The 21,180-nt window shown below is 73.1% G+C and carries 15 protein-coding genes; 8 read left to right on the top strand and 7 right to left on the bottom strand.

Annotated features, from left to right (window positions below):
- Positions 1–2: 2 nt before the first annotated feature.
- On the top strand, positions 3–1,232 hold the full coding sequence (locus ACWCSV_RS08035; RefSeq protein WP_451139662.1) for an acyl-CoA dehydrogenase family protein: 1,230 nt from the start codon (positions 3–5) through the stop codon (positions 1,230–1,232).
- Between the two features lie 47 nt (positions 1,233–1,279).
- Here ACWCSV_RS08035 and ACWCSV_RS08030 read toward each other — a convergent pair whose 3' ends face one another.
- Positions 1,280–2,530, bottom strand: coding sequence for a cytochrome P450 (locus tag ACWCSV_RS08030; RefSeq protein WP_451139660.1), 1,251 nt, complete (start codon positions 2,528–2,530; stop codon positions 1,280–1,282).
- An 80-nt stretch (positions 2,531–2,610) separates the two neighbouring features.
- Between ACWCSV_RS08030 and ACWCSV_RS08025 the strand changes: the two genes are divergently transcribed.
- Both ACWCSV_RS08025 and ACWCSV_RS08020 read left to right on the top strand, forming a co-directional pair.
- Positions 2,611–3,447 (top strand): hypothetical protein, encoded by an 837-nt coding sequence (locus ACWCSV_RS08025; protein ID WP_451139658.1) that lies wholly within the window; start codon positions 2,611–2,613, stop codon positions 3,445–3,447.
- 55 nt (positions 3,448–3,502) lie between these two features.
- On the top strand, positions 3,503–5,596 hold the full coding sequence (locus ACWCSV_RS08020; RefSeq protein ID WP_451139656.1) for an MDR family MFS transporter: 2,094 nt from the start codon (positions 3,503–3,505) through the stop codon (positions 5,594–5,596).
- A gap of 56 nt (positions 5,597–5,652) precedes the next feature.
- Here the strand turns inward: ACWCSV_RS08020 and ACWCSV_RS08015 are convergent, their stop codons facing one another.
- Positions 5,653–6,096 (bottom strand): YchJ family protein, encoded by a 444-nt coding sequence (locus ACWCSV_RS08015; protein ID WP_451139654.1) that lies wholly within the window; start codon positions 6,094–6,096, stop codon positions 5,653–5,655.
- Between the two features lie 517 nt (positions 6,097–6,613).
- Between ACWCSV_RS08015 and ACWCSV_RS08010 the strand changes: the two genes are divergently transcribed.
- Positions 6,614–7,543: a helix-turn-helix domain-containing protein gene (locus ACWCSV_RS08010; protein ID WP_451139652.1), complete on the top strand. Its 930-nt coding sequence runs from the start codon at positions 6,614–6,616 to the stop codon at positions 7,541–7,543.
- A 432-nt stretch (positions 7,544–7,975) separates the two neighbouring features.
- On the opposite strand, the gene ACWCSV_RS08005 is transcribed toward ACWCSV_RS08010, so the two are convergent.
- On the bottom strand, positions 7,976–10,321 hold the full coding sequence (locus ACWCSV_RS08005) for an ATP-binding protein (protein WP_451139650.1): 2,346 nt from the start codon (positions 10,319–10,321) through the stop codon (positions 7,976–7,978).
- 394 nt (positions 10,322–10,715) lie between these two features.
- Between ACWCSV_RS08005 and ACWCSV_RS08000 the strand changes: the two genes are divergently transcribed.
- Positions 10,716–11,924, top strand: a complete 1,209-nt coding sequence (locus tag ACWCSV_RS08000; RefSeq protein ID WP_451139648.1) for a glycosyltransferase 87 family protein — start codon at positions 10,716–10,718, stop codon at positions 11,922–11,924.
- Positions 11,925–12,064: 140 nt separating this feature from the next.
- Here the strand turns inward: ACWCSV_RS08000 and ACWCSV_RS07995 are convergent, their stop codons facing one another.
- Complete coding sequence (locus tag ACWCSV_RS07995) at positions 12,065–12,301, bottom strand: DUF397 domain-containing protein (protein ID WP_327179116.1); 237 nt, start codon at positions 12,299–12,301, stop codon at positions 12,065–12,067.
- Positions 12,301–13,161 (bottom strand): helix-turn-helix domain-containing protein, encoded by an 861-nt coding sequence (locus tag ACWCSV_RS07990; protein ID WP_451139646.1) that lies wholly within the window; start codon positions 13,159–13,161, stop codon positions 12,301–12,303. The genes ACWCSV_RS07995 and ACWCSV_RS07990 overlap by 1 nt, the downstream gene beginning before the upstream one ends.
- A gap of 211 nt (positions 13,162–13,372) precedes the next feature.
- Here ACWCSV_RS07990 and ACWCSV_RS07985 point away from each other — a divergent pair, with 211 nt between their 5' ends.
- From ACWCSV_RS07985 to ACWCSV_RS07975, 3 genes are all read left to right on the top strand, one after another.
- Entirely contained in the window at positions 13,373–13,831 is a 459-nt protein-coding gene (locus ACWCSV_RS07985) for an ATP-binding protein (RefSeq protein WP_451139644.1), read from the top strand.
- The gene (locus ACWCSV_RS07980) at positions 13,825–14,304 is read left to right on the top strand and encodes a hypothetical protein (RefSeq protein ID WP_451139642.1); all 480 of its coding nucleotides are present in this window, start codon (positions 13,825–13,827) and stop codon (positions 14,302–14,304) included. Before ACWCSV_RS07985 ends, ACWCSV_RS07980 begins: the two co-directional genes overlap by 7 nt.
- A 150-nt stretch (positions 14,305–14,454) precedes the next feature.
- Positions 14,455–18,144: a DUF4132 domain-containing protein gene (locus ACWCSV_RS07975; RefSeq protein ID WP_451139640.1), complete on the top strand. Its 3,690-nt coding sequence runs from the start codon at positions 14,455–14,457 to the stop codon at positions 18,142–18,144.
- Here the strand turns inward: ACWCSV_RS07975 and ACWCSV_RS07970 are convergent.
- Positions 18,126–19,472 carry a 6-phospho-beta-glucosidase gene (locus tag ACWCSV_RS07970; protein WP_451139638.1) on the bottom strand — a complete coding sequence of 449 codons (1,347 nt, stop codon included), beginning with the start codon at positions 19,470–19,472 and terminating at the stop codon, positions 18,126–18,128. The two genes, ACWCSV_RS07975 and ACWCSV_RS07970, sit on opposite strands and share 19 nt — an antisense overlap.
- 139 nt (positions 19,473–19,611) lie before the next feature.
- Entirely contained in the window at positions 19,612–21,120 is a 1,509-nt protein-coding gene (locus ACWCSV_RS07965) for a cytochrome P450 (protein WP_451139636.1), read from the bottom strand.
- Positions 21,121–21,180 lie beyond the last annotated feature (60 nt).

The raw sequence follows: 21,180 nt of genomic DNA, 5'->3' as shown, positions 1-21,180 counted from the left end.
CGATGAGCTTCTTCTCCCTCGCCCTGACCGAGGAACAGCGGGATCTGCGCGACTGGGTGCACGGCTTCGCCGCCGAGGTGGTGCGCCCCGCGGCGGCCGAGTGGGACGCCCGGGAGGAGACTCCCTGGCCCGTCATCCGGGAGGCCGCGCGGATCGGGCTCTACGGATTCGAGTCGCTCGCCGACATGTACGGGGATCCGACCGGCCTCTCCCTCCAGATCGCCAACGAAGAGCTCTTCTGGGGCGACGCGGGCATCGGCATGGCCCTCTTCGGCACCTCGCTCGCGGTTGCCGGGATCTTCGCCTCCGGCACCCCCGACCAGCTCGCCGAATGGGTCCCGCAGTGCTACGGCGACGAGGACGACCCGAAGGTCGCCGCCTTCGCGGTGTCCGAGCCGCAGGCCGGCTCCGACGTCTCGGCGATGCGTACGCGGGCGCGGTACGACGGGGCCAAGGACGAGTGGGTGCTCTCCGGCCAGAAGGCGTGGATCACCAACGGCGGGATCGCCGGGATCCACGTCGTCGTCGCCTCCGTCGAGCCGGAGCTCGGCGCACGGGGCCAGGCCGCCTTCATCGTGCCGCCCGGCACCCCCGGCCTGGAGGCGGGCCGCACGGTCAAGAAGCTGGGCCTGCGCGCCTCGCACACCGCCGACCTGTTCCTGGACGACGTACGCGTGCCGGGCCACTGCCTCCTCGGGGGCAGGGAGAAGCTGGACGCCCGCCTCGCCCGCGCCCGCGAGGGCGCTACCGCGACGGGGCGGACGGTCAAGTCCCAGGCCGCGATGGCGACCTTCGAGGTCAGCCGCCCCACCGTCGGCGCCCAGGCGCTCGGCATCGCGCGCGCCGCGTACGAGTACGCCCTGGAGTACGCGGGGCAGCGGGAGGCGTTCGGCCGCCCGATCGTGGAGAGCCAGTCGATCGCGTTCGCGCTGGCCGACATCCGTACCGAGATCGAGGCGGTACGCCTGCTGATCTGGCAGGCCGCGTGGATGGCCCGCAACGACCGGGCCTTCGACGCCGGACAGGGCTCCATGTCGAAGCTGCGCGCGGGCGAACTCGCGGTGGCCGCCACGGAGAAGGCCGTACAGATCCTGGGTGGCGCGGGCTACAGCCGGGAACACCCGGTGGAGCGGATGTACCGGGACGCGAAGATCTACACGATCTTCGAGGGCACCAGCGAGATCCAGCGGCTGGTCATCGCCCGCGCGATCACCGGGCGGCACATCCGCTGACCTGGCCGGGCTCCGGTGGCACGGCCCCGCCACCGGAGCCCTCTCGTTCAGGCCGCCGGCGTGAACCGCACCGGGAGGGATTCCGGTCCCCGGGTGAAGACGCCCCGCTCCACCGGGGTGAAGCCGTCCGCGAGGCGCAGATCGGGCATCGCGTCCAGGAGTTGGCCGACGCCGGTCTCCACCTCGGCCTTGGCGAGCAGCGCGCCGACGCAGAAGTGCCGGCCGAGCGCGAAGGCCAGGTGGTCGGCGGCGGCCGAGAAGGCGGTGGTGCTGGTGAGGTCCGTACGGAAGAGGTCGAAGCGGTCCGGGTCGCGGTAGCGGGCGTCGTCGCGGCCGGTGGAGCCGATCAGGCAGGTGACCGTCGCCCCGGCCGGGACCGTGCCGCCGCTGAGTTCCACCTCCGTCGCCGTCTGCCGCATGATCATGTGGACGGGCGGCGTGAAGCGCAACGTCTCGGCGAACGCCCGCTCGATCAGTGAGCGGTCCTCGCGGACGGCGGCGAGCTGGCCGGGGTGGGCGAGGAGATGGGCGAAGACCGAGGCGATGGCCTTGTCGGTGGTCTCGCCCCCGGCCGCGAGGAGCAGGCTGCAGAAGGCCTTGATGTCCTCGTCGCTCATGCGCACCCCGTCGACCTCGGCGGCGCAGAGCGTGGAGAGCAGGTCGTCGCCGGGCTCCTCCCGGCGCCGCCGGATGACCGGGATCATGTACTCGGCGAACTCCCGCCGGGTCCGCTCGCCCGCCGCGGCGACCTGCGGGTCGCCCGCGAGGTTGCCGAGGAAGGCGATGACGGAGGTGTACCAGCCGTGGAAGCGGTCGTGGTCCGCCCGGTCGAGCCCGAGCATGTCGGCGATGACCAGGACGGGGAACCGGGTGGCGAAGTCGGCGACGAGGTCGGCCTCGCCGGTGTGCCGGAAGGCGTCGATCAGTTCGCGGGCGTTGCGCTCGACGACCGGCAGGAACCTCTCCTGGAGGTCGGAGCCCCGGAAGGCGGGGGCGACCAGCGCGCGGCGCACGGCGTGGTCCCGGCCGCTCAGCTGGAGGATGGTGCGGCCGTGGACGGGTTCGAGCTGCCAGTCGTAGTTCTCGGTGGTGAACTCCTGGGCCTTGTCCCGGAAGACCCGCTCGACGTCCTCGTAACGGGAGACGAGATAGCTGTCGGTCGCCTCGTGCCGGATCAGCGGGGCCTGCTCGCGCATGATCCGGTAGGCCCCGTAGGGGTCGGCGGCGAAGGCGGGCGAGAGAATGTCCGGCAGTGGCGACGCGGGCGATGCGTGCGACTCGCGCGGGGCGGAAGACATGTGCGCTCCTCGGTCGTGAACGGTCATCGGCGTCCAGGCTATTGACGACCACCCGCTCCCGGCACCCTTGGGAAAGATCGATGACCCTCACCTCCGGCGTCCGCCGCCCGTCCGTCCTCTTCGTCACCGACCTGGCCTATGAGGCGCGCGGCCGGCGCTACTGCGACGAGGACATCTTCCTCACCTCCCGGCTCCGCGCCCGCTTCGACCTCGCCCTCTGCCACCCCCGGGACGCGGCGGCGCTGCTGGACCGCTTCGACGGCGTGATCGTGCGCAACAGCGGCCCGGTACTGCACTACCCCCAGGCGTACGAGGCGTTCCGGCGGCGGGCGCTGGAGCTGGGGACACCGGTGTACAACGCGCTGGACGGCAGCGGTGACATGGCGGGCAAGCAGTACCTGGTGGACATGGACCGGGCCGGGCTGCCGGTGATACCGACCGTGGACCGGGCCGCCGATCTGGGGCGGCTGCCGGCGGCGGAGTCGTACGTGGTGAAGCCGAAGCTGGGGGCGGACTCCGAGGGGCTGCGCTTCGTCCCCCGGCCCGAGCTGGACCCGGCGGACGACGGGACGCTGCTGGTGCAGCCCCGGATCGACTTCCGCCACGAGGTCTCCTTCTACTTCGTGGACCACGACTTCCAGTACGCGCTGTACGCCCCCGACCAGGACCGGCGCTGGGTGCTGGAGCCGTGGGAGGCGAGCGGGGCGGACCTTGAGTTCGCCCGTACGTTCGTGGAGTGGAACACCCTCAGCCACGGCATCCAGCGCGTGGACGCCTGCCGGACGGTGGAGGGCGGACTCCTCCTGGTCGAGCTGGAGGACCTGAACCCGTTCCTCTCGCTCGACCGGGTCTCCGAGGAGGTGCGGGAGGCGTTCGTGAGCCGGATGGCCGAGTCGGTGGCGGCCGTCCTCGCCTGACTCGTCCGGCTCCGTCCGGCATGCGGGCGAACGGGCCCGGTGTGAGGGTGCGAGGGTGACCACAGCCAGCAGCGAGACCGCTCCGGTGGCGCCGAGCGCCTCCGCGCCGCCCGTCCTCGACCCTCGCCGCCGCAACATCGTCTTCGCGACGATCGTGCTCGGGATCCTCCTCGCGGCGCTGGACCAGACGATCGTGGGCACGGCGCTTCCCACGATCGTCTCGGACCTCGGCGGGGCGGCCCACATGTCCTGGGTGGTCACCGCCTACCTGCTCGCCGAGACCGTCGCCACGGTGCTGGTCGGCAAGTTCGGTGACCTGTTCGGACGCAAGCTCGTGTTCCAGGTCTCGGCGATCGTCTTCATCACCGGTTCGTTCCTCTGCGGCCTGGCCTCCAACATGCTGCTGCTGATCATCTGGCGCGGTCTCCAGGGCATCGGCGCGGGCGGCCTCATGGTGACCTCGATGGCGCTGATCGCCGACGTGATCCCGCTGCGCGAACGCGGCAAGTACCAGGGTGCGATCGGGGCCGTGTTCGGTGTGTCGACCGTCGTCGGCCCGCTGCTCGGCGGGGTGTTCACCGACCATCTGACCTGGCGCTGGGCGTTCTACGTCAACGTGCCGATCGCGATCGTGGTGGTCATCGCGGCGGCCCGGAACATCCCGTCCGTACGGGCCGCCGGCCGCCCGGTCATCGACTACCTGGGCATCGCCCTGGTGGCGGTCGGCGCGAGCGCGCTGATCCTCGGCACGAGCTGGGGCGGGAACGAGTACGCCTGGGGCTCCCCCGTCATCATCGGCCTCTTCGTCGGCGGGCTCGTCGCGCTCGCCCTGTTCGTGCGGGTGGAGAGCCGGGCCGAGGAACCGATGCTGCCGATGCGGCTCTTCCACAACCCGGTCTTCACGGTCTGCGCGATCCTGAGCTTCATCGTCGGCTTCGCGATGCTCGGGGCGATGACCTTCCTCCCCACGTACCTCCAGTACGTGGACGCGAACTCGGCGACGATCTCCGGCGTCCGGACGCTCCCGATGGTCGTCGGCCTGCTGATCGCCTCGATCTTCAGCGGCAACACCGTCAGCAGGACCGGCCGGTACCGGATCTTCCCCATCGTGGGCTCGCTGGTGATGGCCGCCGGGCTCTTCCTGATGTCCCTGATGGGCCCGGACACCGGGGTGTTCCTCGAGTCGGTCTACATGTTCGTGCTCGGTCTCGGGATCGGGCTGTCGATGCAGGTCCTGACGATCGCCGTGCAGAACACCGTGGACTACGCGGACCTGGGTACGGCCACCTCGGGTGTGACCTTCTTCCGTACCCTCGGCAGCTCCTTCGGCACGGCGGTCTTCGGCACCATCTACGCCAACTCGCTGGGGCCGAACCTCCAGCAGGGGGTGGCCGAGGCCGCGCGGGCGGGCGGTGATCCCGCGACGCTGACCGCGGCCTCGCAGAACCCGCTGAGCCTGCACGCCCTGCCCGACGCGCAGTCCGCGCCGCTCGCGCAGGCGTACGCGGACACCATCCACACGGTCTTCCTCTGGACGGTGCCGGTGGCGCTGATCGGGTTCGTGGTGGCGCTGTTCCTGAAGGAGGTCAAGCTGCGGGACTCGGCGCGGGCCGGTTCGACCGACATGGGCGAGGGCTTCGCCCAGCCCATGAGCGGGAACCCGGACCGGGTCCTGGAGTTCTCGGTGGCCAAGATCCTCCACGGCGCCCGCCCGGACACGGCACGGCGGATCGTCGACGCGTCCGACACCCGGCTGGACATGGCGGGCGCCTGGGCCGTCATGCAGGTCGACCTGTTCACGCGGATGGTCGGGCACGCCGGTCTCGGGCTGATCGCGACCCGCCACCGGCTGCCCCCGGAGGTCCTGGTGCCGGTCTTCGACCGGATGATCGACGAGGGCTATCTGACCGGCGACGGACGGCTCTTCCAGCACACCGCGGCGGGCCGGCGGGAGGCCGCCACGATCACCTCCGCCTGGGCCCGGTGGCTCAACGAACGGCTGGCGGAGGACGGTGCCCGGCCCGACGACCGGCAGCTGAGGGCGGCCGTCGACGTCATCGCCAAGCAGCTCCTCGCGGAGGACCTGGCGGCCGAACTCGCCCCGGCTCCCCGGAACCACGCCCCCACCCCGGTGGGCACGGCGGTCTGACGGCGGCCGGGCTCCGGCCGCGGCCGTGCGGGCCCGGCCGCACGGCCCCGGGATCGTCACGCGTCCGGGAACTCGCCGTCCTCGTAGACCCAGGCGCCCTCGTGGCGGACGAAGCTGCTCCGCTCGTGCATGCTGCCGGGCCGTCCGCCCTCGGTCCAGTGGGCGCGGAAGGTGACGGTGCCCGTCGTGTGGAAGGCACTGCCCTCGGTGATGCCCAGGATCTCCAGCCGTTCCCAGCGCGTGCCGGGGTCGAACTCGACGGCCGGCGGCCGGGTCGCCGGGTGCCAGGTACGGAGCAGATAACCGGCGTCCCGGACGACGAAGGCCGCGTACCGGGACCGCATCAGAGCAACGCAGGTGGGCGCGGCGGCCGTACCCGCGTGGTACCGGCCGCAGCACGCGCCGTACGAAGCCGGCAGGCCGCAGGGGCAGGGGGCGTCCGCGGTGACGCGCGGGACGGAGGGGACGGGCGGTTTCCGGCGGGCGGTGCGTCGTGACATGCGCCCCATTGTCGCCTGTCGGGACGTGCGCCTCGTGCCGACGGCGGGCCTCACCACCGCTGCGGGGGCTCCGCCCTTCCGCCCGTCGGCCGGCGCCTGCCACCCGCCCCGGTGGACAGCGCACGCGTGCAGTCGGGCGATCCCGCCGGATGTGCGTACCCGTGGGCGCGGGCGCCGGTCGCGTTGTCGCCGTACACCACGACCACCGCCTCACCGAGAACCGGGCCGCCGCAGTCGACGCAGTGCGGGGGAATCGTCATCGGGCCCGCCCGGCTGTCCGTCCGCCTGCCCGTGCGTCCTCGGCCATGTGCGCACCTCTCCCGCCCTGTGGTGGATCACGCACGGTGCGTGATGCCGCACCTCAGCATGCACCGCCCGAGGGCCGGAACGCAAAGATTGCGTTCTCCATGGTTGCCTTCTGTCCGCCCGCGTCCCCATGCCCGCCTCCTGCCGGTTTGAGGTGAGGCCCCGTCACCGGCCAGACTCTCGTTACCCCCGGGACAGGAAGGCGCACAACGTGTCGGACAGGCAGCAGACCCCACCCCCGGTCGTCAGGCTGCGGCGGCTCGCCGCACTCCTGCGGCGGCTGCGCGCCGAGGCGGAGCTGACGCGCGAGCAGGTCGCCGGGCGCACCGGAATCAACGTCGCGACGCTGTACCGGATCGAGAAGGCACGCGCCCGCCCGCAGAAGCGGACCCTGGCGGCGTTGATGGTGGCGTACGAGGCCGGCGAGGCGCAGCGCGCGGACCTGCTGGCGGCTCAGCGGCTCGCGGACGACCGGAGCCGGCTGCGGCCGTACGGCGCGGAGCCGTCCGGGGTGGCGGGGGCCGGCGGGTACGCCGGGTTCGCCGGATTTTCGGAGGGATACCTCGCGTACCTCGGGTTCGAGGCCGAGGCGCGCACGGTGCGCGCCTACGAATCGATGTGCGTGCCGGAACTGCTCCAGACCGAGCGCTACGCCCGGGCGGTGATCCGGGGCGTGCTGCCCGATGCCGGGCGGGCGGAGGTCGACGAGCGCGTCCGGGTACGGATGGAGCGGCGGAGCCTGCTCGCCGGGGCGGACGGTCCCAGGCTCCGCGCGGTCGTGGACGAGGCCGCCGTGCGGCGGGCGGTCGGCGGGCCCGAGGTGATGCGCGAGCAGGCCGAGCACCTCGTGCGGATCGGGCGGAAGCCCGGGGTGGAGGTGCGGGTGATCCCCTTCGGCGCGGGGGCGCACGGCGGGATGGCCGGAAGCTTCGTTCACCTGGACTTCCCCGACGCGCTGGACGCGGAGCTGGTCTGGGCGGACACCCCCGCCGGTGACGTGTTCCTGGATTCGGAGGAGGAGACCCTGCACCACCGGTCGCTGTTCGAGCGGCTGCGGGCGGTGGCCCTGGACCCCGGTGACAGCGCCGTGCTGCTGGAGGAAGCGTCCGGGTCGCGGCGCTCGGCGGGTTCAGGTCGCTGAGGACCCGTCGGCCCGGCAGGCGTCTGCCCCTGCTCGGCCCGTAGGTACCGGCCCCGGATCCGGTTCTTGCGACAGGGGCCGGCACCGTCGCGGTCGTACTGCGGGGCGTCGAAGGTGACCCGGTACAGCAGCTCGCCGTCGGGCGACCGGGCGTGTTCATTGGGTTCGGGTGCGGCCATGGCGTCGATCGTCCCGGCGCACTCTGTCTGCCAGGTACCGCCCCAGTGCTCGGCGCGAACGACAGCGACGCGGCTTCCCGGTTCCAGCGCTCCCGCCGGCCACGTCCGGTCCGGGGGCCGACCGAGGAGGTGTTCGATCGCCCGGCGGTCGTCCACGTCCCCCGGACCGGGGCCGTGGCCGGAGCTGTCCGTCATGCCGCCCACTCTGCCCCGCGCCGCCTGAAGCGCGTCACAGGACAAGGAACTGGGCGCCTCAGCCGATCGGCCGGCCGGCGACGCCGAACACCGCGGTGACCTGGTCCAGTTCGTCGGCGGCCTCACGCCGGCGGGGATTGTTCAGCCCGGTGAGGGTGCGGTGGGCCGTGGTCAATGCCGCGCGGGCCTCGTCGTGGCGGTCGAGGTGGCGCAGGGTGATGCCGAGGTCGAGGCGGACGGGTTCGCTCCAGGCGGGCATCCGGCCTGCCTCCCAGTAGGCCAATGCGGCACGCAGAGGGGATTCGGCCTGGCCCCATCGCCCCAGGGCCATGAGGTCGCTGCCGAGGTTGTGGCGGGTCTGCGCCAGATAGGAGGCGACGAGGTCGTGCGGCGTCCCCGGCACTCCGGCGAGGCAGAGAGCTTCGCTGCGCCGGTGGATGACCAGGGCCTCGTCCGCACGGTTGGCACAGCGCAGGTGCTGGCCCAGGGTATTGAGAATGGTGAGTTCGGCGAGGCGGACCTGCGCGTTCGCGTGATCTCCGAGGTGGGCGGCCGCCTCGCGCAGCCGGACGATGGACTCGTCGGTCCGTCCGAGCCGACGGAGTGCTCCTGCCGCGTAGCCCAGGGCCCATCCCGCTTGCAGCTGGTCTGCGGCCTCGTATGCCGCGGCCAGGGCCGCTCGTGCGGCGGCCAGGGCGGCGGGGTAGTCGTGGAGGCAGAAGTTGCAGGCCCAGGCGAGGTAGTTGAGGTGGACGGCCTCGTCGCGCCTGCTGCCGAGCGCGCGGGCGGAGTCGGCGGCCCGCTGGAACACCTCCGCCCACAGCTCCCAGTGCGCGGTCACGTCGGAGAACCAGTGCATCGCTTCGGCGGCGTCGATGACCTGCTGGTGCCGGCCTGCCGCCTGGGCGTGGCCCAGCGCGGCGAGCCACTGGGGCCGCTCGGCCTCCAGCCAGATCCGGGCCTGCTCGCAGTCGGTGGGCGCGGTGGCCGGGTCGGGGTCGCCTTCGGGCGCGTCCTGGTGGCGGTCGGCGTCGAAGCGCAGTGCGGCGGCGGTGGCCCGGCGCAGGATCCAGTGGGCGGCCCGGTCCTGGGCGGCGGCGATCCGGGTGGGGTCGTCGTCCTCGACCAGTTGTTCGGCGGCGAACAGGCGCAGGAGGTCGTGGAAGCGGTAGCGGTCAGCGGTGGAGTGGGGCTGGAGCAGTCCGGCGTCGGTCAGCCGTTCGAGGCAGCGCGCGGCCTGGCGTGGGGGCATGTCTGCCAGGAGGGCTGCGGTGGCGGGGCCGAAGTCGGGGCCGCAGGCGAGTGAGGCGCGGCGGAAGACAGTGCGGGCGGCCGGGCTGAGCTGACGGTAGGACAAGGTGAAGGCGGACCGAATCTGCAGGGAACCTGCCCGCAGGGTGTCCAGGCGGCCCCCGTGAGCGGTGAGCTGGGTCACGAGTTTCGCCAGGGTCTCGCCGGGCCGGGAGGCCAGGCGCTGGGCGGCGATGCGCACGGCCAGGGGCAAGTGCCCACAGAGTTCCGCGAGGTCGCGGGCGGCCTGCGTCTCCCGCTCGACCCGCTCCGGCCCGATGACGCGGGTGAGGAGTTCGACCGCCTCCTCCCGGCGCAGCAGCGCCAGCTCCGTGCGGTGGACGGCTTCCAGGCCGGCCAGCGAGCGGCGGCTGGTGACCAGGGCCAGACAGGCGCCGCGGCCGGGCAGCAGGGGACGGACCTGGTCCTCGTCGGCGGCGTTGTCCAACAGGAGCAGCACCCGGCGCTCGCGCAGCACCGAGCGCAGCAGCCCGCTGCGCTCGTCGGTGGCGGCCGGGACAGCGGTCTCGGCCACACCGAGCGCGTGAAGGAGCCGGGCGAGCACCTCGCGCGGCGGTGTGGGCTCCGGGTCCATGCCGCGCAGGTCGACGGCGTACTGTCCGTCCGGGAAACGTGGCGCCAGAGCATGGGCGGCGTGCACGGCGAAGGCGGTCTTGCCCAGCCCGGGCTGCCCGCAGATCACGGCGACCGGCGGGCGGGCGGGATCGAGGTCCTCGGCCAGGACTCGCAGCCCGGACAGGGCGGGGCCGCGGGCGGTGAAGTCCCGGAGATCACGCGGCAACGCCAGCCCGTGCCCGGCCGGCAACCCCACGCCCGGCCCCGTCCCGGCCGACGGCCTGGGCCCCGCCCCGCCCACGGTCCGCGGGCGGCCCGACCGGGCGGCGTCCTCGAGCTCGTGGCCCACAGCACCGTCCACTCCCAGGGCCGCCGCCAATGCCTCCACCGTGCGCTGCCGCGGCCCCCGCGTCCGCCCGCGCTCCATGTCCGACAGCGCCCGCACACTGATCCCCGCCCGCTGCGCCAGCCGTTCCTGGCTGATGCCCGCTCCCGTGCGCAGTGCGTGCAGCCGCTCGCCGAACTCGTTGTCGCTCACAGCTCTGGTCCCCCTGGTCTGCGTGGCCCGGCCGGAACGGCGTAGCTACCGGCAGTACTCACCGGCAGAAGTATGCGGGCCGCTCCGTCTGCCGGTCGAACTTCCTGGTCCCCCCGGCCCGCACTGGTTTGGATGAGGTGTGCCGGGCACGGTCCTGTGCGCTCCTGTGCGGCGAAGGACGCCGGGGCGCGGATCAGCATGCGCCGAAACGCGCTCACGTCGCGCGGGGCGCCATGCCGGCCACCCCGCAGCGGGAGCCCGTGTCGCCGGCGCGTCCAACCTCTCGTTGCGCGTCTGTTCACTTGGGCGGACGACTTTCCAGGCAAGGCCTCTTTACATGCACATATCACGATTTCCAGATGCTTCCGGTCGTCGCCCGGGTCGTCGCTCCAGCATGGCTCTCCGCCGGTGGGACCTGTGGGCATTGGCGGCGAGCTCCCTGGTGGCCCTGGGTGTGGGGCTTGCTTCCGCGTCGAACACGTCGCAGCACCGGTGGGGACTTGCCGCTGCTGTCGCCTATGCCTGTGCCGCGCTGGTGTCGCTGGGTTCCCGTGTCCAGTGGTCTCGTGCGGTGGCCCTGACCGGCGTCGTCGGCGCGCTGGCGGTTCCGCTGGTGTGGCTGACCGCCGTGGGCCTGCAGCAGATGGAGGTCGGCGTCGTCGAACGGTCCGCCCAGCACCTCCTGGAGACCGGCACCCCTTACCTCTCGCATCCGGTCGCGGTCCGTGACTTCAACCCCTACCTGCCCGGCATGGCCCTCTTCGGGCTCCCCCACGCACTGTTCGGCGAGACGGTGTTCTCCAGCGCCCGCCTGTGGAATCTGGCCGGGTTCGCCGCCACGCTGTCCGCTGCCGTGGCCGTGCTGGCCAAGGGCCGGCCCCAGTCCCGACGCACGGCGGTGACGGGGGCGGCATGGATCGCGGCCTGCCCCGTGGTGGCGCTGCCACTGGCCATCGGCGGGGTCGATCCCGTGGTCGTGGCCTTCGTCCTTCTGGCCCTGGCCTACGCGCACCGGGGCCGTGCCGTGGGCGCTGGTCTGGCACTGGGAGCGGCAGCCATTCTGAAGTGGACCGCATGGCCGGCCATACCGGTCGTCGTCGTCCTCCTGGCTGCGACCAGGGGATCACGCGCGGCCAGGACCGCGGCAGCGGTGGCGGTCGCGGTGGCGGCTTCGGTGGTCGTGCCGCCGCTCCTGGCCGATCCGCGTGCCTTCCTCGACAACGCGGTGCTCTACCCCTTCGGACTGAGCGACACGGCCTCGACCGCCGCCAGCCCGCTCCTGGGCGCCCTCCTGGCTGCCGTGCTGCCCCACGGCAAGACCGTGGCCGTGGCCCTGATAGGCGTCGGCGCCATGGCCACAGCCCTGTCGCTCATCGTTCAGCCGCCGACGACCACGGCGGCAGCCGCCCACCGGCTCGCGCTCGGCCTCACCATCGCCATCCTGCTGTCCCCGGCAACCCGCGTCGGGTACGCCGTGTACCCGCTCACCCTTCTGATCTGGGCCCGCTGCACCACCCTGGCCGGGCCACGGACCGCCCCGGAACTGACGCCGGACCAGGGCACCAGCAGCCCGGTTCCGCACCCGGCCGTGGAGCGGCTCTGAGACCGGTCGGAGCCGCGGCACGCCCGCCTGCGGATGGCAGCGGGGCCGGACAGGACCACTCTGCGAAAGATCACGTCCGGTGGGGCAACGGCCTCTCGGGCCAGGTCGGGTCAGGTCAGGTCAGGTCAGGTCAGGTCAGGTCAGGTCAGCAGGAAGTCTGCCTGGCCGGTCTTGGCGCCCTGGATGAAGGCGGCCATCTCGCCGGTGGAGTAGATGAGCGCCGGGCCGTCGGGGTCCGCGGACTGGCGGATGGCGACTCTGCCGTCCGCCAGCTTCATGGTCTCGACGCAGTTGCCGCCGTTGCCGCCGCTCCAGGGCTTGGACCAGCCCTCGGCACCGAGGGCGGTGGCCGGCATGCCGTTGTAGATGTCGCTCATCACAGCTCCTTGCGGAAATCCCGGAGGATGTCCTTCGTGCGTCGTGCAGTCGCGGCCTGGGCCGCCATGCGGTCCATGACCTCGAGGTAGGAGGCCACCTCGGGGCGCGTGTCGAAGTAGACGGCGCCGGTCAGGTACTCGCTGAAGACCATGTCGGGCAGTTCGGGCACGCCGAAGCGGAAGAGCACGAACGGTCCGTAGGTCCCTGGGTGGTGGCCGGTCGCGAACTCCGCGATCTGCAGCGTGATGTGCGTCTGTTCGGAGGCTTCGAGGAGCTTGTCGATCTGCGCGCGCATGGCCTCGGGGGTGCCGACCGGGCGCCGCAGGACCGTCTCGTCCATGACCACCCAGAGCCTCGGTGCGTCAGCCTTGGCGAGCAGGCTCTGCCGCTCCATGCGCAGGGCGACGTGCCGCTCGATGTCCCCGGGCTCGGACTGGCCGACCGCGCCGCCCAGCATCACGGAGCGGGCGTAGTCCTCGGTCTGGAGAAGGCCTGGCACGAAGTGCGGTTCGTACATGCGCAGCAGGCTCGCCGCGCCCTCCAGGCTGACGTACATGCTGAACCAGTCGGGCAGCACGTCGTGGTAACGCTGCCACCAGCCGGGCTTGTTGGCCTCTTCGGCGAGATCGACGAAGGCGTCCGTCTCCTCCTCGCCGATCCCGTAGGCGCGCAACAGGGCCTGTACGTAGGGAATTTTGAGGGCGACCTCGGCCGTCTCCATCCTGCGGACCGTGGCGGACGCGACGCGGAGCACCTTGGCCGCCTGGTCGCGGGTGAGTCCGGCACGCTCCCGCAGGTCCTGCAGGCGCCTGCCGAGGACGACCTGCCCCACGGTCGGGGCTGACCGAGGCTCGCTCACTTCGGACCTCCGATGGTCTCTTCTGTCAGCAGTGTGCCATGCGGCTGACGACAAAGACACGGGCACTCTGCAATTTTCAGAGTGCCCCTTGCCAAGTGTCCGCGTCAGGGGGAGAGTTGGCGATTGAACCAATTCACTTGGTCACGTCCGCCCCTCTCCCGATGCGTCGAGGTCCGGACATGACGCGGCAAACCACTGTGAGGATTCGGTCGTGGCACCTGGCAGTGCGCTCATCCCCCGTTCCGTGGGCTCCCCTTCCGGGGCTGAGGCGCTCCGTTTCCGCTTCGCCCTGCCGGCCAGACCGGCGTCGGCCGCCGGGGCACGCAGGCTGACCAGGGACAGACTCGCGGTCTGGAAGCTCCGGGGCGACCTGCGCGACACTGCCGCACTCGTCGTCTCCGAGCTGGTCACCAACGCCGTGGTGCACACCGCGAGCGCGCTGGTCGTCTGCGAACTCCGGCGCCTGGACAACCTGTTGCGGATAGCGGTCCAGGACCAGGGGAGACTCACCGGCGGCCCGAGGCTGCGCGTCTCCTCCGACGACGAGCACGGGCGGGGCCTGTTCCTGGTGGACGCCCTGAGCCAGGCGTGGGGCTCGCACGACGCCGAGGACGCGTCCGGGCGGGTCGTCTGGTCGGAGCTGGCGCACGGTGCGGGGCAGCCGTGCTGAGGGACGCGCTGGTCCGGCTGCGCGCGGGCCGTCACGCCTCCCGGACCGCCGAGAGCGGGAACGCCGAGGGCGGGACGGCCGGGAACGGGGGCGGTGCGGGTCCCGCGCGGGCGCGGCTGCCGCTGCCGCCGGAGCTGTGCGCGAGTCTGGGGTACGACGCGGTGGGCGTCCCGGCCCGGCACGGATTCCACCTGCTGTCGCATCTCCCCCGCACCGGCTGCGTGTTCGAGGCGGCGGACGTGTGGTGGTGGATCGTCCCCGCGGGCTCCGACCAGGACCTGGACTGGCCCGAACCGGTCGCCTACGCCGAGGGGGGCTTCGTACCGGTGCCGCGGCCCCGGCTCATCCACGGCCCGGACAGCCGCACCCCGTACACGCCCCCGATCCCGCTCTTCCTGATGGTGTGCCAGGTGGCCGGGGTGACACCGAGCTGGGGAGCGCCGGGCCGCCGGCGGGCGGTCACCGCGCCCTGAGAGGGATCCCGGTCCGGTCCGCCGGCTCTCGGGTCCCCGGGCGGCGGCCCGCCGCCGCCCGGCACTGTCAGTGGTCGGTTCCAGAATGAAGACAGCGATCGGGAGGCCCGCCGCTCGGCAGGCCGTACTGGGGTTGAGGGGGCGGGGCGGATGCGGCGCTGGGAGTTGGTCGAGGGCACTGCGTCGAAGTTCTGGGAGACCGGGGCGGTCGGCGTCGCGGTCACCGTGCGGTACGGCCGCTGCGGGTCGGAGGGACGCACCCGGACGACGGAGTACGCCTCCGAGGAGGCCGCGCACGCCCAGGTGCGCAGGACGATAGCGGCGAAGGAGCGCAAGGGGTACGAGGAGGTGGCGGCGAGCGCGTCCGCGCCTGCGGTGCCCGGGCCCCCGGAAGCCTCCGGGACGGCGGGGGCGACGGCGGGTGCGGCCGCGCTGCCGGACGAGGACGCCTTCGAACTCCCGCTGAGCTGGCGCCGGGTGCTCTACCCCCGGCGGGGCGGCTGCGCCCGGCCGCTGAACCGGCCCGGTGAGGATGCCCTGGCGCAGGTCGGGGAGCGGATCGCGGGGGAAGCCGCCTGGATCGAGCTGATCCTCACCGAGCCTGGCTCGGACCCGGACCTGGTGGACGCCACCCGGGCCCACCTCGCCGGCAGCCCCTCCCCGGTCGGGGCCGCAGCCCTGGCGGCCGTCGTCTCCCTGGGGGAGACAGCCCCTTCGTGCTGGGTGGACACCTGGGTGGCGGACCACGGGCTGCCGTTCGCCGCCCGGGCCGCCCAGGAGCTCCAGACGATCAAGGCGCACAGCTATCACGCCCTGGGGCGGCGGGTGAAGGGCGCGCTCAAGCGCGTCTCGCTCTCCTCGTCCCTGCACTGGCACCACGGCTCACTGAACGTGGCCGCGCGGGCCCGCGCCCACATCGCCGCCGCCGACGAGGCCACCTACCGCGCGGTCGTGGAAGCGCTCGGCGCGGCCCGCAGGGACAGCCACCAGCGGATCGCCGCCGCCTTCCTGGCCCCGAGCGAGCGGGAGTGGGTCGACGCCCTCCTGTCGGAGCCCGCCGTGCTCGCCGAGGACCACTACGTCCTGCAGCGCATGGTGCTCTGCTCGCTGACGTCCGCCGACCAGCTGGCACGGCTGTCGTACCGTCCGGACCACACGCTCGCCGTGATCGCGACGCTCGCCGACGGCATCGGGACGGCTGTCGCGCCGATGCTCCGGAAGTACCTCGACCACGGCAACCACTACGCCGAGGGCGTCAAGGCGGTCTCCGCCGCGCTGGCCGAACTCCCCACGGACGAGGCGTTCAACGTCCTGCTCCACCACAAGGAGCTGAAGCAGGTCCGCGCGGCGCTGCTCGACGCGATGCGCCGCTACCCGGTGCGGGCCCTGCGGCTGCTCTCCGCCGACGTCCGGTACAACACCGCGACCAGGTCGCGTGCCTCGCGGCAGTTACTGCACGCCCACATCAACACCCACCGCCCGCTGGTCTCCTCCCTGCTGGCGGGCCTGCCCGGGGATCTCGCGGAGGTCGTCGCCCCGCTGCTGAACCCGGTGTCCCGCTTCCCGGAGGCCTCCCTCGCGTCCCTGCCGCCCGTGCTCACCCGGCCTCCGTGGACCCGGCCGCGCGCTGGTGCCGCCACCCCGGTGAGCACCGGCGCGGCCGTGCTCCCCGCGCCGGAGCTGCGCTGGCTGCCGGGCGAGCAGGAGGCGTGGGCGCGCTGCTCCACCTGGTACACCCGCCCGCAGCACGGCGGCGACTACGAGAAGGTGATCTCCTCCCAGCTCGAAGGGCTGGGCAGCACCGGGCTGCGGCCCGCGTGGATCTTCCTGCACGCGCCGGTGGAGCGCATCGCGCCGGCCCTGGCCACCTGGGCGCCGACGGACCTGTGGGACGGGGCGGACACCCTCAGACCGGTCGTCGCCCGCTTCGGGATCGACGCGCTGCCGCTCCTGCTGCGTACCGTCCCCCGGCAGCCGAGCACCATGGCGGAGCTGTTCCTGCCGTTCGCCGACGCGGCCGTCGCCCGGCACATGGCGGACTGGGCGGCCCGGCTGAAGTCCACCGCCGCGACGACCCGGGCGTGGTTCGCGCGGCACGGCGGTGCCGCCGCGGTGTTCCTGGTGCCGGACGCGGTCGGCAGGCCCGGCGCTCCGCGGCGGGCGGCCGAGCGGGCGCTGCTCCAGATAGCGGCGGTGCACGGCGAGGCGACGGTGCGCGAGGCCGCCGCCCGGTACGGCGCGGACGCGCTGCGCTCCGTCGAGATGCTGCTGGTCGCCGATCCGCTGGAGCACGCGCTGCCCGCGAAGCTGCCGGTCCTGCCGAACTGGGCCGAGCCGGGGCTGCTGCCTCAGCTCCTGACACGTACCGGCGAAGCCCTGCCCGCCGAGGTGGTGCGCAACGCCCTGACGATGTTCGCGCTTCTTCGGCCGGGCGAGGTCTACCCGGGTCTCGCCGCGCTGCGCGAGGCCGCGGCGCCCGCCTCGCTGGCCGGGTTCGCCTGGGCGGTCTTCGAGCAGTGGCTCGACGCGCGGCTGCCGGCCAGGGAGTCCTGGGCGCTCTACGCCCTCGGTGAGGTCGGGGACGACGAGACCGTCCGGCGGCTCACCCCGGTCATCCGCGCCTGGCCGGGCGAGGGCGCGCACCACCGGGCGGTCGAAGGGCTGGACGTGCTGGCGGCCATCGGCAGCGAGGTCGCCCTGCTCCATCTGCACGGCATCGGGCAGCGGGTGAAGTTCAAGGCGCTGAAGACGCGCGCCCAGGAGAAGATCGCCGAGGTGGCCGCGGTCCTGGGCCTCACCGCCGAGCAGTTGTCCGACCGCCTGGTGCCGGACTTCGGGCTGGACGCGGACGGCTCGACGGTCGTGGACTACGGCCCGCGGCGCTTCACCGTCGGCTTCGACGAACGCCTCGGCGCGTACGTCGTGGACGGGGCGGGGAACCGCCGCAGGGATCTGCCGGCCCCGGCGGCCCGGGACGACGGGGAGCTGGCCTCGGCGGGGCGCAAGCGGTTCCTGGCGCTGAAGAAGGACGTGCGTACGGTCGCCTCCGGGCAGGTGCAGCGGCTGGAGGCCGCGATGGTCTCGGGCCGGTCCTGGACGGCGCGGGAGTTCCAGGAGCTGTTCGTCGCCCATCCGCTGGTGGGGCATCTGGTGCGGCGGCTGGTGTGGCTGAGCGGGTCGCGGGGCACGACGACCGCCTTCCGGGTCGCGGCGGACCGGACGTTCGCCGATGTGCGCGACGACGTGTCGGTGCTGCCCGCCGACGCGTCCGTGCGGCTGGCCCATCCGCTCCTCCTCGGCGACGAGCGGGCCGCCTGGTCGGAGCTCTTCGCCCGCCGGGAGCTGTCCCAGCCGTTCCCCCAACTGGAGCGCGCGGTCTTCGCCTTGACGGACGAGGAGCGGACGGGCAACCGGCTGGCCCGGTTCGAGGGCGTCACCGTCCCCACGGTGGAGGTCCTCGGCCTGGAGCGGCGCGGCTGGGAGCGGGGCGCGCCGCAGGACGCCGGGGTGGTGGGGTGGATCTCCAAACGCCTCGGCGAGGAGCTGTACCTGGTCGTCGGGTTCTACGAGGGCATCGTGGCCGGCTCTCCGCAGGCCTTCCCCGATCAGCGGCTGGAGGCGGTCTGGCTCGGCGACCGGCCCGGGGACCACTGGCCCCACGGGACGTACACCCATCTCTTCGGCTGCCTGGACCAGGTGACGGCGTCCGAGGTGCTCGCGGACCTGACGTCGCTCGGCGGTGTCCGGCGCGCCCCGGCCGACGGCGGTCCGGCGCCTGACGGTCCGGCCGGTGTGCCGGGCCGGACCGTCACGGTGGCCGGTCAGGGCTGGTCGAGGTAGGCCAGCCGGGGGTGGACCCGGATGTAGGCGCCGACCAGTTCGCGGGCGACGTTGACGGAGTCCACGAGCGGGTGCAGCGCGAACGCCCGTACGGCGGCGGAGCGCGATCCACTGTCGGCCGCTTCGAGCACGGCGCGTTCGACGGCCTTCACGGAGGCGACGAGCCCGGCCGCGTGGAGCGGAAGCGGGCTCACCGCCACCGGGTGGGCGCCGTTCGCGTCGACCAGGCAGGGGACTTCGACGACGGCATCCGCGTCGAGCGCCGAAAGGGCTCCGCCGTTACGGACGTTGAGGATGAGCGAGGTGCGCTCGTTTCGGGCGACGGCCCGCATGAGGGCGAGGGCCACCTGTTCGTAGCCGCCGGACTCCAGGTCGCTCGCGGCGCGCTCCCCGGCCCCCGCGACCTCGCGGTTGGCCGCCATGTAGGTCGCGTCGCGCTCGGCGCGGGTGCGGTCCCAGGTGGCGAGGGCCGGGGTGCCAGGTTCGCGCATCCGCGCGTAGAAGCCCTGCTGCTGCTCGCGGAGGAAGGCGCCGCGGGTCAGCTCGGCCTGCTGGTAGGCGCGGACCGCCTCCCGGTTGAAGTAGTAGTAGTGCAGGTACTCGTTGGGCACGGCGCCGAGCGACCGGATCAGGTCGGTGCCGAAGAGCTTGCCCTCCTCGAAGGAGCCGAGCAGGGTGTCGTCGGCGAGCAGCCGGGGAAGCTCGTCCCGCCCGTCCACGTACAGGCCCTGGACCCAGCCGAGGTGGTTGAGGCCGGCGTAGTCGATCCAGGCGCGGTCCGGGTCGGCGCCGAGGACCCGGGCGATGCGGCGGCCGAGGCCCACGGGCGTGTCGCAGATGCCGACGACCCGGTCCCCCAGGTGCCGGGACATCGCCTCGGTCACCAGGCCCGCGGGGTTGGTGAAGTTGATGACCCAGGCGTCCGGGGCGAGCCGGGCGATGCGGCGGGCGAGGTCGATGGCGACCGGAACGGTGCGCAGGCCGTACGCGATGCCGCCCGCCCCGACGGTCTCCTGCCCCAGCACCCCCGCGTCCAGGGCCACCCGCTCGTCGGCGGCCCGGCCGGCCAGGCCGCCGACCCGGATCGCCGAGAAGACGAAGTCGGCGCCCTTCAGGGCCTCGTCGAGGTCGGTGGTGGCCACGACGGCGGGAGCGTCGGGCACCCCCCTGGCCTGTTCACCCAGCACCCGGGCGACGGCCGTGAGGCGGTCGTGGTCCGTGTCGTAGAGGGTGACCCGGGAGACGCGGCCCTCGGCGTGATCGCCGAGCAGTGCCCCGTACACGAGGGGAACCCGGAATCCGCCACCGCCAAGAATTGTCAGCTTCACGCTGCTCGATGGTACGGGTCCGGCCCCGGCCCGCCGGGACTCGGGGGACGGCGGGCCGGGACTCCGGCGCGCCGTCCGTGCCGGGAACCGCTCGGCGCGGGGCGTTCACCGGGGCGCCGGGCGCCCCGGTGAACGTCGGTCAGTACCCCTTCCACCAGCTGGAGACGGCCTGCCACAGGCGGTTCGTGGCACTCTCGGCGCGCTGCTCCGGGATCGCGGGGGCCGGGGCGGCGCCGGCCGGCGCCGGGGGGGCCTCCTGCCCGCCCGCGGGCCGGCCGGGGGCGGCCGGCGCCGGCGACGAGATCTCCCAGTCGTTGCGGGGGACGGAGCGGGCGGCCATCGACGTCATGGGTTCGTCGTCGATCTCCTGCTGCGGGCTGGGTGCGAACTGGACCGGGAGTTCGGTCAGATGGCGCGACATGATGTTGCCCATCCAGCGCAGTTCGTTCTCGTCCACGGCGAGTTCGAGATCGGGCAGCCGCATGAGCAGGGCGTCGACGCCGACGTCCGCGATGGCGCGGCCGATGTCCTGGCCGGGGCACTCGTGGGGGCCGCCGCTGAAGGCGAGGTGGGCGCGGTTGCCCTCCATGGAGGCGCTGAGGTCGGGCCGTACGGCGGGGTCGCTGTTGGCGCCCGCGATGCTGACGAGCATGGCGTCGCCGGCCTTGATCTGCTTCCCGCCGAGCTCGGTGTCGCCGACGGCCCAGCGGCCGAAGACCGCGGAGAAGGGGGGCTCGTCCCAGAGGGTCTGCTCGACCGCCTCGGGGACGGTCATGTGGCCGCCGCTGAGCCGCGCCCGGAAGCGGGGGTCGGTCAGCACCATCCGGATCACGTTGGCGATCAGGTTGGCGGTGGATTCGTACGCCGCGATGAGTGTCAGCCGGAGGTGTTCGATGACCTCGATGTCGCTCATCCTGGCGGGGTGTTCGACGAGCCAGGTGGCGAAGTCCGACTCGGGGGCGCCCCGCCGTCGCTCGACGAGCCGGGTGAGCACGCCGACGACGTACGCGTTGCTGGTGACGGCGGTCTCGGTGCCCCGCGTCATGTCGCGGGCGGCCAGTACCAGCCGGTCGTCGTACTCCTCGGGCATGCCGAAGATCGCGCACATGACCATCATCGGCAGGTGCTCGGCGAACTGGCTGACGATGTCGGCGGTGCCCTTGAGGCAGAAATCGTTGACGAGCCGGTTGCTGAACCGGTTGATGTGGCGCCGCACGCCGCGGGTGTCGATCCGGGCCATGCTGTCCGTGATCGCGCCGCGCTGGCGTTCGTGGGTCGCGCCGTCCGCGAAGGCGCAGATGGGCTGGTACGTGAAGATCGGCGCGAGCGGGTGCTCGGGGCCCACGCTGCCGTCCTGCAGGGCGCGCCAGCGCCGGGAGTCGCGGGAGAACTGCGAGGGGGTCCGGGTGACGTAGAGGTTCTCGCTGTGGCCGAGGACGAGCCAGGCGGGTACGTCACCGTGGAGCAGCACCGGGGCGACGCTGCCGTGTTCGGCGCGCAGCTTCTCGTTCAGCCCGACGATGTCGTTCTCCACCTCGGCGCCGTAGTAGCGGCGCAGCCCGCCGGGGCCGAGGCCGTGGGCGGGGCATCCGGGCGGCGGGGCGGCTCCCGTCGGCGCTCCGGGTTCGTGGGAGAAGGGGGTTGTCACAGTGGCTCCAGTGATGAGGCTTTCAGGGGTCGCGCGGGAGGGCCGCGCGGGCGGGGAGGG

This window comes from Streptomyces sp. NPDC001770 (genome assembly GCF_053596135.1).
The sequence above is the reverse complement of the archived record's forward strand: the minus strand, read 5'-3'. Positions and strand labels throughout refer to the sequence as shown.